At 39.6% G+C, this 14,343-nt stretch carries 10 protein-coding genes and 1 tRNA gene; 7 read left to right on the forward strand and 4 right to left on the reverse strand.

Features of this window, described 5'->3' with window-relative positions:
* The first annotated feature begins 72 nt into the window (after nucleotides 1–72).
* On the forward strand, nucleotides 73–420 hold the full coding sequence (locus tag AAG807_RS19875; RefSeq protein WP_341907987.1) for a group III truncated hemoglobin: 348 nt from the start codon (nucleotides 73–75) through the stop codon (nucleotides 418–420).
* A 67-nt stretch (nucleotides 421–487) separates the two neighbouring features.
* Here AAG807_RS19875 and AAG807_RS19880 read toward each other — a convergent pair whose 3' ends face one another.
* Nucleotides 488–3,169, reverse strand: a complete 2,682-nt coding sequence (locus AAG807_RS19880) for a PKD domain-containing protein (protein ID WP_341907990.1) — start codon at nucleotides 3,167–3,169, stop codon at nucleotides 488–490.
* A gap of 152 nt (nucleotides 3,170–3,321) precedes the next feature.
* Between AAG807_RS19880 and AAG807_RS19885 the strand changes: the two genes are divergently transcribed.
* The 3 genes from AAG807_RS19885 to AAG807_RS19895 all read left to right on the forward strand — a co-directional run bounded on the left by AAG807_RS19885 (nucleotide 3,322) and on the right by AAG807_RS19895 (nucleotide 8,008).
* Nucleotides 3,322–6,339: a histidine kinase gene (locus AAG807_RS19885; protein WP_341907993.1), complete on the forward strand. Its 3,018-nt coding sequence runs from the start codon at nucleotides 3,322–3,324 to the stop codon at nucleotides 6,337–6,339.
* A 3-nt stretch (nucleotides 6,340–6,342) separates the two neighbouring features.
* On the forward strand, nucleotides 6,343–7,068 hold the full coding sequence (locus AAG807_RS19890; protein ID WP_341907996.1) for a LytTR family DNA-binding domain-containing protein: 726 nt from the start codon (nucleotides 6,343–6,345) through the stop codon (nucleotides 7,066–7,068).
* A 91-nt stretch (nucleotides 7,069–7,159) separates the two neighbouring features.
* On the forward strand, nucleotides 7,160–8,008 hold the full coding sequence (locus AAG807_RS19895) for a DUF4412 domain-containing protein (RefSeq protein WP_341907999.1): 849 nt from the start codon (nucleotides 7,160–7,162) through the stop codon (nucleotides 8,006–8,008).
* On the opposite strand, the gene AAG807_RS19900 is transcribed toward AAG807_RS19895, so the two are convergent.
* A complete protein-coding gene (locus tag AAG807_RS19900) occupies nucleotides 8,009–8,794 on the reverse strand; it encodes an NAD(P)-binding domain-containing protein (protein ID WP_341908002.1) in 786 nt (261 codons plus the stop codon). It abuts the gene before it with no gap.
* A 113-nt stretch (nucleotides 8,795–8,907) separates the two neighbouring features.
* Nucleotides 8,908–9,312 (reverse strand): hypothetical protein, encoded by a 405-nt coding sequence (locus tag AAG807_RS19905; protein WP_341908005.1) that lies wholly within the window; start codon nucleotides 9,310–9,312, stop codon nucleotides 8,908–8,910.
* Between the two features lie 189 nt (nucleotides 9,313–9,501).
* On the opposite strand from AAG807_RS19905, the gene AAG807_RS19910 reads away from it, so the two are divergent.
* The 3 genes from AAG807_RS19910 to AAG807_RS19920 all read left to right on the forward strand — a co-directional run bounded on the left by AAG807_RS19910 (nucleotide 9,502) and on the right by AAG807_RS19920 (nucleotide 12,170).
* Nucleotides 9,502–10,539 carry a COX15/CtaA family protein gene (locus AAG807_RS19910; RefSeq protein WP_341908007.1) on the forward strand — a complete coding sequence of 346 codons (1,038 nt, stop codon included), beginning with the start codon at nucleotides 9,502–9,504 and terminating at the stop codon, nucleotides 10,537–10,539.
* Between the two features lie 204 nt (nucleotides 10,540–10,743).
* A tRNA-Ile gene (locus AAG807_RS19915) sits at nucleotides 10,744–10,817 on the forward strand.
* Nucleotides 10,818–10,952: 135 nt separating this feature from the next.
* The gene (locus AAG807_RS19920) at nucleotides 10,953–12,170 is read left to right on the forward strand and encodes a PIN domain-containing protein (RefSeq protein ID WP_341908010.1); all 1,218 of its coding nucleotides are present in this window, start codon (nucleotides 10,953–10,955) and stop codon (nucleotides 12,168–12,170) included.
* A gap of 220 nt (nucleotides 12,171–12,390) precedes the next feature.
* On the opposite strand, the gene AAG807_RS19925 is transcribed toward AAG807_RS19920, so the two are convergent.
* Nucleotides 12,391–14,166: a DUF6119 family protein gene (locus AAG807_RS19925; protein ID WP_341908012.1), complete on the reverse strand. Its 1,776-nt coding sequence runs from the start codon at nucleotides 14,164–14,166 to the stop codon at nucleotides 12,391–12,393.
* Between the last annotated feature and the right edge of the window lie 177 nt (nucleotides 14,167–14,343).

Consider the following 14,343-nt stretch of genomic DNA (forward strand, 5'->3'; position numbering starts at 1 on the left):
AAAGCAAAAAGGTAAACGAGGAAATTGATTTTTATCATAAAAAAACTCTCGAAAGAACCTTATTTTTGAAGTATGAAAGAGATAGAATCAAAGGCGGATGTGGAATTATTGGTGGAAACATTCTATCAAAAATTAGTGAAGGATGAATTGATTTCCCATTTTTTTTCAAAGCTCGATTTGAAAGAACACCTGCCAAGAGTGGTTCAGTTTTGGAGCTTTATCTTATTGGATGAAGCAGGATACAGCGCCAATATGATGGAGAAACACACGAAATTGGATTTGAAAGAAGAATCCTTTGAGCGCTGGCTCAAGTTATTCCATGAAACGGTAGATCAATTTTTTATCGGAGAAAAAGCAGATTTGGCAAAACAACGCGCGACCTTGATAGGCTGGACAATGAAAACGAAATTCATCAAGTAATTGCGACTTTTTGAGCTTAACTTTTTGATTAAAAGGTGACTGAGCGCAGTCGAAGGCACCTTTTGAATTAACGCAACAACGTTACATGTCCCGTAATCACTTCCGCATTGGCATAAGGCGCACATGAAACATAGCGGATCACATAGCTGTAAGTGTCGTTTTTACAAGGAAGACCGCTGAATGTTCCATCCCAATGCTCCTCAAAGTTGGTCGATTGATAAACCGTCTCTCCCCATCTATTGAAGATTTTCATATCCCATTCAACCGGTTCCAGCCCGACTTTAGGATAAAAATCGTTGTTGAACTCGTTTCCATCCGGAGTGAAGGTATTCGGAACATACACCACGAAGGGTTCGATCGCGATACTTTTGAAAGTGGTGTCACTGCAGCCGAATTGATTGAATACGATTTGTTTCGGATAATGCATTCCGTCCGTAAAATAAGTATGGATTGGATTGGGATCCGTGCTTCCGGAACCCAATTCATTAAAGAAATAAGTGATGTGCGTCGCTCCCTGGGATAAATCCGTGAACTGCACTTCCGAATCACAAATAGTGGTTTCAGTTTTATCAACGGAAAAACCGGCAATCGGCTTCGGATGGATTGTAATGAAATCCTGTTGGATCAAACTGAAAGTGTCAATACAACCAATAGTCGAAATGATAGTCAATTCAACGGAATAGATTCCAGCAGTTTGGTAGACATGGAGCGGGTTGACTTGTGTACTCGTTCCTCCGTCTCCAAAAGTCCAATAGTTTAGCAACGGAGCTTCGTATTGACTTAGATTAATAAACTGAGCAGGATAAGGCTCGCACTTCAATTCATCACTGATGGTGAATCCGATGGTAGGAACAGAGAAGATGAATACACTGGAGCTTGCACTTTCGGAACAGTTCAGGAAGCTGGCAGTCAAAGTGACTGGAAATACACCTGAAGTGTCAAACACCACATTGTTTACATTTAAACTGGTCGCATTCGATGGATTCGCTTGATTTCCAAATTCCCAGGAATAGGTCGTGATGGATGGTCCGGTAACGTTTCCAACAAAATTGAAACTGTTGCTGGTTACACAAAGCGAATCATTGTGTGTGAAGGAAACAGTTAGAGGCTCGTAAATCGTAATGTTTTGGATTGATGTGTCCGTACAGTTCGGTCCGCTGCTTGCAATGAGTGTGATCGGATAAGTTCCTTCTGCAGGGAAGGTGTAAGTAGGAGAAACTGCCGTACTCACATCCGTTGTAATTCCGGGAACACCAAAGTCCCAGGAATAGCTGTTGGAACCAGTTGAGTTATTGGCAAAAGTCTGGGTATATCCGACACATTCATGGTTTGTCTGAAAGCCTACCTGCGGGTTCGGTTTATCATAAAAGAAAACAGTTTTTGAAATCGTATCCGCACAAACATTGTATGTCCCTATAAGAGTCACCACATTTCCTGTTGAAGAACTGAAGGCGACATTGGATACATTGGCTGCGGTCGAAGTTGCAGGCGTGGCATTTGGACCAAAATCCCAACTGAATTGGGTGGTCGGTGGTCCGTTGATGATCTGACTATTAAAGTCAAGTGTGTTATCAATGAAACAAGTGGAATCGATAAAGTTGAAATCCACTTGGAATGGATTTTCCAAAATCAAGTCAATGTAGGCCGTATCGGTACAAGGCCACCCAGGATTGGCTACCAGCATGACCTGATAAGTTCCGGGTTGTGGATACGTATAAGTAGGTTCGAAAGCAGTACTATTATCTGTTGTGATCCCGGTAACACCGAAATCCCAGTAATAACTCGTCGCCCCAAAACTTTGGTTGTCGAAGGTGAAACTGAGTCCCTGGCAATAGGAAATGAATCCGGGAGTGTTTTCCTGTTCCGTTACGATTGCTGAAAGTTGCACATTGCAGTTCACCACCCGGAAGAGAAAGTCGCGGGTCACATAACTGATCAGAACACCGTTTCTCCATTCGTTTACGCGAATACCGACCACGTACAATCCGAGATTGTTCGCATCTACAAATAACTGACCCGTTAAGGGATCAATCGTTGTCGTGGAACCCGGTCCAAGCGGAACTGCCTGACTAAAGGAACCACCCCAGGTTACATTCGGATAAGGTGGATTAGGAATGGGATTGGGAGCCGGGTTCATTGAGTTGGCTCCAGCGTGTGGAGTAACCAATTCATAAGATAAACTATCTCCGTCCGGATCCGTTGCACTGTGATCGAAATTCAGATCCTCGTTATTACAAATAACCAATGGTGGATAATTGACAAAACGGGCTGAACTGTTGATGTATTGATTTTGACCTCCCGGAGGAATAATTGCTTTAATAGTGAGACCGGTATCATCCGGGTTAACAAGATTGGTGATATTGGGACCTCGGCAACAGCGCTGATAGGCAACAATGTAACCGCTGACCGATGGTGGTAGATTGAGAATAACCGTATAAATCGCCCGTTCCGTGCAAATCCCGGTTGGGGCAGTTATACACGGATTGTTGAATATGATCGGTAAGACAACACTTCCCGGAAAACTGACATCGTGATCAGAGATTCGAATACCGGTACCGGTAAAAACACTTAAAGGAAGCGGAGAGTCATAGGATGCGCCTGTTGAGGCACAATCCCGGTAAATGGCAATGTAGAATTTGTAATTGTTTCCACCCAGGTAATCATAATAGATTTCTCCCCCTACAATATGCGAAGCTTGGGATGGAAGCGCCCAAATTAGCAGGAATAAGAGTATGAGGTTTTTACGCATAAATGGAGAAAAGCACTATAAAAATCAGTTTTTTTTTTGGAATCTTTAAAACTTTGACGCTCTATTGATTAAACGGTTTAATTTTTCATGTTAACGGAGAAAATATTCAATAAGTTTCACGCTATTTAAAATATAGTTTCGACATTGGTGACATGAAATTTCGACTTTGGTTGCTTTTCTTCCTTTCGAATGTGGCTCTTTTTGCTCAAAGGGGATTGATTCAGTATTCCAAAGAAAACGGATTGATATCCAATGAGATTCGGGATGTGGCGTATGATCAGAATGGATTCATCTGGTTAGCAACCCCAAAAGGGATTGAACGCTTTGATGGACAGCGGTTTATCCATTTCAAACACGATCCGATAGATTCCAGTTCAATTGCTTCCAATGACGTTCAGGGATTAGTGTTCGACGGAAATAAAACCATTTGGGCCTATACCTATAACAAAGGGCTCATAGCGATCCAAACCGAAACCTTCGATATTGTCAATTACAGCAAACACACAATCCCTTCCTTTGGAAGCAACCGGATCAATACAATGGCTGTTCAGAATGATATTATTTGGTATGCATCCGCCGAAGGGAAGCTATATTCATTTAATTCAAAAAGTAAAAGGACAGCTCAGTTTTCACTCAATAAATTTGACTCCAAAGTTTCCCGTTTAAACGCTATTTTGATTGACGAATCGGATCCGAATAAACTTTGGATCATGTCATCCAACGGATTGTATCGTTTTGGGGTGAAGGATCGTGGAGGACTTCCGTTTAAGTTTAAAAGATCGACAGATATCAATCCGGAGCTGACTACTAGTTATAGAAATGAAATGGTTTGCTGTGTGCAGGATAGCAAAGGGAATTTGTTCATCGGTCTGAAAAAAGGAGGGTTGCTCTATTTTGATCAGTACCAGGGATTGTTCAAGTCTTTCCCAATTACGCTTGATGATCTGAGATCTTCTGAAATAGCTTCCATTCAATGGCGGGATCCCAGGTATTTGTACCTCTGCTTTTTGAATAAGGAGATTCTGTTGTTTGATACGAATAGGAAAGAGTATGTGCGCTATGAGGAATCCGAACGCAGTGCGGTAATGCCTTTTCAGATTACAAAATTCGATTCCCAATTGGCGATAGCTAGTTCCAGTGCCGGACTTTTTGTTCACGATGAATCACTGATCTATGGAACGAAGGTGAAAACGGAAATGCAGTTGCATGCTGTCCGATATTCACTAGATCGAAAGAGTGCTTATCAATTGTTAGGGGGAGCACATCCTGTTTTAAAGCGCATCCTCGGCTCAGGTCCGGAAACAGTCTCTTTGAACGGGCTGATCGATGCGAAATCCTTCTATTATCTGAAAAACGGGAATATGTTGGTTGTTGGTGCCAATGGATTGATCCTGATAGACCGAAGTTATAAAGTGGTCAGGAAGATGCTTCATTCCAATCACCAATCCATTGACAAGCGCTTTCAGAATTCACTCTTGGTAGAAGACTCACTTCTGTTTGTCGGAACATTGGATGCCAGCATGATTTGTTTCAGACTTAAGGACTTTTCCATGAGAAGGATCTATTCCATTTCAAAACAAACGAAACTGGATGAAACACGGGAGAATTTTCCTTTGGCAATGGTATACAAGCATGGAATGGTATACTTTTCCGAAAACGAGCAACTGTATCAATACGATATCCGTTCAAAAAAAACGGAACAAATAAAACTCTTCAACCATGAGAATACAGACCAGATTACCTGTCTTGCAATTGGTGCAAAACAAAAACTGTGGATCGGGACGCGTGCAAGTGGTGTATGGAGTTATAATCTGACATCGAAAAAGCTAGTCAATGTTTACAACTCCTTCAACGGATTGCAAAATGATGAGGTGAATCAACTGACACTGGATTCCAAAGGAAGACTATGGATTTTGAATCCTTCCTGCATTGCGATCGTCAATATAGTTACGAAGAAAGTCCAAAGTCTGGAAAGGCGCAATGGGATCAGTGATGTATTCGGGATCACTATCACACCGGATTCCATTTATTTTCTTCAACGGAATTCCTATGTAGTCGGAGATGTTTCCAAGAGCCTACCCGTCAGAAAGAAAGCTGTTCCCTATATTATTCAGGTTAGGGACATGAATGGGATGAATCGGTTTTCAACGGGTAAGTCCAAGTATTCTTATGATCAGAATAATCTGGTGTTTGAATTCGGGATTCGGGATTTTTCAAACTCGGAGAACAACTTGGTCAGTTATCGTTTGCTTGGATTGGATGACAAATGGATCAATGGGAACCAGAAGAACGAGGCATTGTATCACAACCTTCCAAGCGGAAAATATATTTTCCAGGTGCAGGTGGTTGAAGGGGATGAATCCACGGTCATTTCCTATTCGTTCAAGATTACACGACCTTTTTGGCGACGATGGTGGTTCATTACACTATCATCATTGGCTATAGCCTTCGGAATTTGGTTTTTCATGCGTTCTCGGATCAAACGGATTCAAAGCACGGAACAGATGAAAGCGGAATTCAGCCTGCAGATCAATGAGATGGAGTCAAAAGCATTAAGGGCTCAAATGAATCCCCATTTTTTATTCAATAGTTTGAATTCGATCCGTTTGTTTATCCTGAAAGATGAAGTGGACAATGCCGCGGATTACATCGCCAAGTTTTCAAAGCTGCTAAGGATGATCCTGAATTATTCGCGCCAGGATATGATTACCGTTTACGATGAAATCCAATCTTTGAAATTGTACCTGGAATTTGAGCGTTTGCGGTTTGACCAGGACTTTGATTTCGATTTGCAGATCGATGGACAGGAAGTATTGGATTGTCAGATTCCACCGATGATCATTCAACCGTTTATAGAAAATGCAATTTGGCATGGATTGATGCCCAGAACCGAAGAAGGCGGGAAAATTCGGGTGTCCTTTCAAAAACAATTGAGCGGACTTTATGTCATGGTTCAGGATAACGGGATCGGAAGAGAGAAAGCAAAAGAAAACAATCGGAAACGTTCGTTAAAAGAGGGAAGTGTCGGTCTTCAAATAACGAAGGATCGTCTGCGCTCACTCACTTTAAGGACGAAAAGACAGAACGAATTTGAAATAGAAGATTTAATTGACGAAAATGGTCGAGCAATCGGAACTTTAGTTACCTTGTACTTTGAAATGCTAAATTAGAATATGAAATTACGTGCAATTATTGTTGATGATGAAAGGCACAGTTTAGAAACTACTGCTATATTAATTCGAAAGTTCTGTCCTGATGTAGAGGTGATTGCCGAATTACAAAGTCCAATCGATGCGGTCGAAATTATTAATACCGAAGAACCGGATTTACTTTTTCTTGATATATCAATGCCTAAGATGAACGGCTTTGAATTATTGAACGTGTTAACATATAAGGAATCGGATGTAATCTTTACAACAGCTTACGATGAATATGCTTTGGAAGGCTTCAAACAGGGCGCTGTACATTATTTGGTGAAACCCATTGATGCGGAAGACCTGGTTGAAAGTGTTCAACGCGTGAAAAAGAAACGATTGGAAGGGAAAGCTTCCGGGATTAATGGAATGGGATTGAAACCGAAAATTCCGATTTCTTCCTTGAACGGTGTTGAATTGATCGAAGTGGATCAGATTATCCGCTGTGAATCCGACGGAAACTATACAACCATTGTTTTGCATCAACGCAAGATCACAGTTTCAAAAACACTGAAGGAAATTGAAAAACAATTGATCGATTTTCCATTCTTCTTCAGATTGCACAATTCCCATTTGGTGAATTTGAACCAGGTAGTGAAATACATTCGTGGAGAAGGTGGTTCCGTGATTTTATCCAATCAGGAAGAGATCGGAGTTTCCCGAAGTAAGAAAATGGAACTTTTGGAAGTTTTAGGAATCAACTAAGTAGGGAATTTACACACTGAAATGGAAGATCCACAAGTTTTGGGTCTTGATTTAGTTGACTTTAATTACATTTGATTTGTAAAACCGACTTATGAAAATACTTCTATTGGCGCTAATCGCATGTTGCTTATCTTCAGTTGTTTCAGGGCAATCTGATTTGATTAAATCCATTGGCAAAACTGCTCAGGAAAAAGCAAACGCGAAGGATTTCAATACTACGAGAAATAATAAGGAACGCGGAAATCTGATGGATGATAAATCCAAGGAATCTGCTCCGGCACCAGGTTCGCCGGCTCCGGCTTCAAGCGAAAGTGCAACACCGGTAGAAGAAGCTCCAACAGAAGCTTCCGGTGATTATCAGGCATCCTATACATTTACAAGCAGCGTAACCTATCAAATGGAAAGCAGCAAAAAACCGGGGGAGTCACAAATCATCAATTACAACTTCGGAGATCAGGTTGTGAAAATGGACGCGAATAGCCAGGGAATGGCTTCGATACTCGATTCGAAGAACGGAGTGATGATCATACTGAACGACAAAGAGAAAACAGCGATGGTGATGTCCACCAAAGCGATGGAAGCTGCAATGCAGCAACAACAAATGAATCAAGGAAATAAACCGGCATCAAAAATTACCAAAACGGGAAGAACCAAAACGATCCTGGGTTATAAATGTGAGGAGATGCTCATTGAATCAGATAAGAAAACAGAAGTTTGGATTACCAAAGATGCAGGGATCGATGTAAGCAAGACTTTTGCGAATATGAGTAAAACTTCCGCTTCACAGATTCCGTCTGAAGCATTTACCGAAGGAGGAATGATGATGGAGATGAATTCGATCGACCAGGCAGGAAAACCGGAAATGCACATGGTGGTGACAGCCCTTTCGAAAGAAACCAAAACGGTGAATATCGGAGCTTACAAAATCACGAAATTATAATCAAGCCACAGGAAAATCATTCGGATCCGGATAGATGTATTTATACCCAAGTTCCAATGAATAATGATTTGAAATAATGCGTTCCGTGCGCTTTTGGTCTTGAAACAATGGAGGTTCGATTCCCAGTTTGGAAGCCATATCAGTATAAAATTGTCCTTTAAACGGGTGTTCGGTTGAGCATCCGTTTACTGTTTTATTCCACAATTTGTTTTGGATGACATGTTCGATCAGACCAATAGCATCTTCCAAATGAATCAGATTCACAGGATCGAATGCCTGGTAAGTCTTTCCCGATTTTGCCATGGAAGTCACCGGATATCTTTTCGGACCGACCAGTCCGCTCAAACGAACAACAGTCAACCGATCCCGGAGCATGGAACTGATAGCCAATTCTGCATAGCCTATCGAATTTGTCTTTACGGAACCTGCAGGATAATCGGACTCGTTAAATGTACCGTTCCGTTCAGGATAGACACTGGAAGAGCTTATCTGAATTACCTTGCAGTTAGGAGAAATAAAATCCAATAAGCGGACACAATCCTTGGCGTATGCCTTTTCATCCGTTCTGGAAGGTGTAAACGCTAAAATGAGTATGTCCAGGTCACTGAAATAACCCGAACTCGACTGCTTTTTTTGCAATGGGTCGAACAAGACGTGTGAAAAACGTTCATGGGATAACCCGACTGAACGTGATCTGGTGGTTCCAATGACATGGTGTCCTTTGTCTAATAGTGATTTGGCTAGTGGAAGTCCGAGCCATCCCAATCCGATTATTCCGATCTTCATGAGATAAATGTACACTATTTATGAGAATGAGAATGAGAGAGAAGAGGAGATTTATCAGTTTACACTAAAAAAAACCTTAGACATCCACTCTCATTCTGTTTCTCATTCTAATTTTAATTCTCTTTGATCCAGGTGTTTTTGATCGTGTGTCTTACCAAATAATACTTGCTATCTCTCCAATAGAAGAAGCAAACACAATTGTTCACCCCGTCGATGATCATTTCATACTCATTTCCGACATCACTCTTGATATTCATCGTGTACTTGATCTCTTCTTCGTTGTAATCGTACTTCGTGATGAAATAATCGGAAGAAATACTTGCCGTGGTGTGATGGAAAGTGGTCAGTTCCTTATTGAATTCGAACAAGGTTCCGCCTTCATCCGTGGAAGTGATATCCCATTGTGCGGTTTCTTCGTTCCAGATTCCATCCTGACGGTAATTCGTGGAGATGTTTAATTGTGCAAATGAACCGATAGAGGTGAAAAGTAGGCTGATGATTAAAAGTAACTGTTTCATGGCGTAATAATTTAGTTGGACAAAGGAACGATAGAAAAGGAATCTCCACAATACTGCAATTGGCGTATTCTATTCACTTTGAGTGGTTTGTTTAAGCCGATGTATAAATGGTGGGATAATTCAAAAAAATGACATATATCAGCTTTATCAGCCCCTTTTATACCTAATTTTGAAGCTCAAATAGCGACTATGTTTTCAAAAGCTTTTATACGATTAAACTGGATTACATTGGTGTTTATCTTTCTGGTGATTATTGCCGGAAGTGTAGTTCGAACTTCAGGGAGTGGAATGGGATGTCCGGATTGGCCAAAGTGTTTCGGATCGTGGGTTCCTCCAACCAATGAAGCGCAATTACCCAAGGATTACAGGGAAGTATACGGTGAAAAACGTGTCGCAAAAGTAGAGAAGTTTGCCCGATTCCTTTCCGCGCTTGGAATGAAGGAAACAGCGGAGAAGATCAAGAAAGATCCCAGAACATATCAAGAAGAACCGTTCAATGCACAAAGGACTTGGACAGAATATGGAAATCGGTTGGTTGGATTCCTGGCAGGTAACGGGGTATTGATCATTTTTCTTTGGGGATTTTTGAAATACCGGAAGGATCGCAGATTTGTCTGGCTTGCATTCATTAACTTGATTGTAATCGGACTGAACGGATGGTTTGGTTCCATGGTAGTGGCAACAAACCTGGTTCCGTGGACGATTACCGTTCACATGTTCCTGGCACTATTGGTTGTTTGCCTACAGCTACTATTGATCCGAAGAATTAGTCCGGTACAGCAAAAGACCTTGAATTTACCTGTTGCGATGAAATGGCTGATAGGAATCATCCTGGCAATTACAGCTTACCAGATGTTTTTGGGAACACAGGTGCGAGAATACATCGATCAATTAACACAGCAAGGATTAGGAAGAGATTCCTGGACGAGCCAGTTCGGATGGGCATTCTTTATTCATCGTTCGTTCTCTTGGGCAGTCTTGGTATTGATGATTCTATTGGTGTTCCTGAATTACAAAACAGACAAAGTGAAATCCGTATACTGGGCATTTTTCGTCCTGGTCATTGAATTGGTTGGTGGAGTTTTGCTAGCCTACGCGGATATGCCGGGATTAGTGCAAGTGTCTCATTTATTGTGTGCTACCGTTTTATTCGGGATCTTGTTTTTACAATTCATCCGTTTGCGTCCATTATCGAAACCGCTTGCAAAGACCAGTATCCGCGGATAAATTTCGTTGACTTTTGGCGTTTTCGATTTGAAATTCGATAGAAATAGTATATTTGCACCAATCTAATTGCTCCAAAGCAGTACAGGTTTTGGAATTTTAGTGCGGTCCTATAGCTCATCCCGATAGGAATCGGGAGGTTAGAGCAACTGACTCTGCCGATGGCTATCGGTACAGTAGGTGCTTGGAAGTTGAAATATTAGTTACGGTCCTATAGCTCAGTCGGTTAGAGCAACTGACTCATAATCAGTAGGTGCTTGGTTCGATCCCAAGTGGGACCACAAAACAATTTAAATATAAATGCCCACTAATCGCGGGCATTTATTGTTTTATTATTTCACTCTTAAATTCAAACTTTTCCTGTTATCACACTCAATAATTTGTTAATATTGAATTTCATAATTAACTATCACTGAATGGGACAAGATAAATTTTATTTGGAGAATGTATTTCCAGACGCCGAAGCAATATTTCAGTTTAGATATAAACCATTAGATGAATTGAATGGTGGGGCGATTTTCGTCTTTGATACAATGGTGTTACTAACTCCATATTTCACAAGTAAGGAATCGGTAGATGATTTCCGAAAAATATTCACAGAACTTAAAGCGGCAGGGAAACTTCTTATACCAGCACGTGTAGCGCGTGAATTTGCCAGTAATCGTGGGAAAAAGCTAGCAGAAGCCTATAGTAAAATTGTAGAGTCGCAGCAGAGGCTTAATAGATCAGAAATACGTTTTGAAAAGTTTCCAATATTCGAAACTGATGAGGATTACATAGCTTTAAAGGAAGCTGAATTAGAGATCAATAGATTAAAAAATACTTATAGAGAAAAGTTAGACTCACTTTCTAAAAAACTGAAAGAATGGAAGTGGCTTGACCCTGTAACTCAAATGTATCAAGATATTTTTACAAAAGACATTATCATTGAACTAAAAGAAAATCAGGATGAAATTGAGAAACGTTTGGAACATCGATTTAACCATGAGATTCCGCCGGGCTTTAAAAAACAAGATCAGAAGAAATTAGATGGCGGCATAGGTGATTTAATCGTTTGGCAAACTACACTTGAAATTGGAGCAGATCGTCAATCTGATATAGTTTTTGTAACTAATGAAGGGCATGGTGATTGGTTCTATAGACAGCAGGAAACTCCTGTCTCACCTCGAATAGAGTTGTTAGATGAATTTAGACGTAAAACAAATGGAAAATCAATTGCCATAATCGATTTTCAATCGTTCTTAGAAATTCGGAAAGCTAAAACATCAACATTGGAAGAGGTTAAAGAATATGTCGAAGAAGAAAGATATTCAATTCACAAAAATCATGCTTCTATCTTAGAGCATCAAATCCTGACAGATACTAGCGAAACACAATCGGGAGTCTTGAAAATATTAGTGGCAGAAGAATCATATAAGGGACACGTCGTTGGAAAGTTTGCCACTCCATTCGTAAATCCACCAGCTAAGAGTTCTTATAAAATTGTATCTAATCCTTCTGATGGGATTAATACCAACATCTTCGTAAAGACCGGTACTACACATGATTTCCATTTCGGAATAAAGTCTATGCAATTAAATGTTCCTCTGCAAAAAGGAATTTACGAAATAGAGTATGAATTTAGCAATCTTTAGAAGGGCATAACAAGTCTGACAGTGTCTTCCAAAAGATTGGCTTCATTGAGGGATAAAGCATTATAGTCTTCAAAGTTTGTGCTTGGGCCCTACTGAGTTGCTTCGAGGTCAAACTTTCGAGTAGCCCAACCGCTATCTCCGGTTCGACTCCCGTACCGCCTTCTCCACCACGAAAGCCTAGCAAATTTTGCTAGGCTTTTTTGTTTTTAGAAACTTACTATTATGTAATTAGCACTTTAGAAATTTTGAAATTCATTCCGTAATTTGATCTAATTTCACCTTCACATGACAATACTGATAGTTTAGCGATCGTTGATCTGGAATTTAATATTTCTAGATCACGCCCACTAGTGGCGGTTGAGCCATAGATTAAATGATATTCAAAAGTAGAGCAATTAAAAAGTTCTTTAATTTGATCAAACGTTGGAGAATTAGGATGAGACACATAATTTTTTGCTTTTATGCGGCTATACCAAACCTGTAATTCTTGTTCATTTCTATTATTGATAATACTACTGATTTGCTTTGCGCCGTTCATTATTTGATTACACAAAACTCTAATACTTTGCCCCCATCCATTTTTTACATGGTAGAAAGTAGCTGTCCTATTGGGAATATCAATTTTGAAGAAGTCGCAAATCTCAATATTATTAACTATAGCTGTATCGCAAACAATATATGTTGAACCCCTAAAGTTGAGATTGTATTTTCTTTCCTTTTCCTTAGAGTAGTTCCATACTGGAAAGGCTTCATTTTTACCCATTTTGCTCAATAGATAGGTAAGGCTGTTGTTTATATTGGTAACAAAAGAATCTTCATATTGAAGCCACATATCGTCATACTTGAAATACTTATTAGTTCCTGTATCTACCTCACCAGTTATCCATGCTAGTAGGTTTTTTGAGTCAAAGGAATATTCTTGAGTCTCATCAACAATATGTCCATAAATTGACTTAAGTGCAAGAACAAAATCCTGCTCATTATCAGGTGCTAGGTTAAAAAGCTCAAAAACACTTTGTAGTGTAACTCTTTCACTACAGTTTATGTCTTTGTTCACACTCGTATCATCAGCGTGATAGAAAGTTAAGTAATCTGCTGTTAGATACTTGAAAATATCAGGATGATAAATTTCTACATCTTTATCTAACTTATATTCAGTGAAAACAAACTTTACTAAAAGAGTTTCAAGATGGTATTTAAACATAGAGGTTCCAGAAAATGGACGATTTAACTCTTTAATGCCTAGCCGTCTAAAAGTATTGATTCTTCTATGCTGCGGTGGCATTGGTGCTACTAAAAGTTGATCAAGTTTCTGAATCCTGTAGATTATTTCTTCAATGGTATTCTTAGTTTTTATTTGAAGTGAATTTTCTCCACCAACGACTAAACTACTCTTAGTTGTCTGTAAGCCTAATTCATTTGCCAACTTATCTTTAGAAATAAATGCTTTAATGTTTTTATAAAACTTTCCGAAGGTGTTTTCATCATCCATTTTGTGATTGGGAACAAAGAAGCGAGATTGGGCTATTACAGAGCCAAAAATCCCTCTTTCATCAGCCTGCCTTAAATCAGACGCATTGCGCTCAATTAAACGCTCCATAACCTCCAACCCAAAATTAATGAGAATGTGATCTTTGATTACATTACTTCCTGCCCCTTTTGCAATAGCATATATAGATTCATCATTAAAAAGAAATAATAAAAAAGAAGGGTAATTACTCTTAAGATGAAGCATCTTTGAACTTTCGTCCTCTGTTATGAATGAATTTAGAAATTGCAACCAAGGTGCAGGCTTCTCTTTGTTATCGCTGATGAACAACCTAATATAAAAACCTGCATCAGTTTCTACTTCATTCTTTACATCTATTGGTATATAGCGTAAATTTCCTTTATCAGAATGTTCGTCAATAATTGATTGGATATATTCTTCAAATGTAATATCGGTGTCAATTAAGTCATTATCTAGCTTAAAAATATCAGCCTGAAGTTTTTCCATAGTGTTAAGGTTAACTGGTTAAACTACAAAAATATCTCGCTATTAGTACATTGCCAACGAATTTTTTACTCAAAATCATTAAACTTCCTCCTTTAGAGGAGGAATGAGGAGGATATGGAAGATTAATCCGAAAACCAAATCCACTCCATTGTATTCCAGATTTTTTTACTAGTATTG

The sequence above is a fragment of the Fluviicola taffensis DSM 16823 genome (assembly GCF_943372375.1).
In the GTDB taxonomy this organism is placed as follows: Bacteria; Bacteroidota; Bacteroidia; order Flavobacteriales_D; family Crocinitomicaceae; genus Fluviicola; species Fluviicola taffensis_A.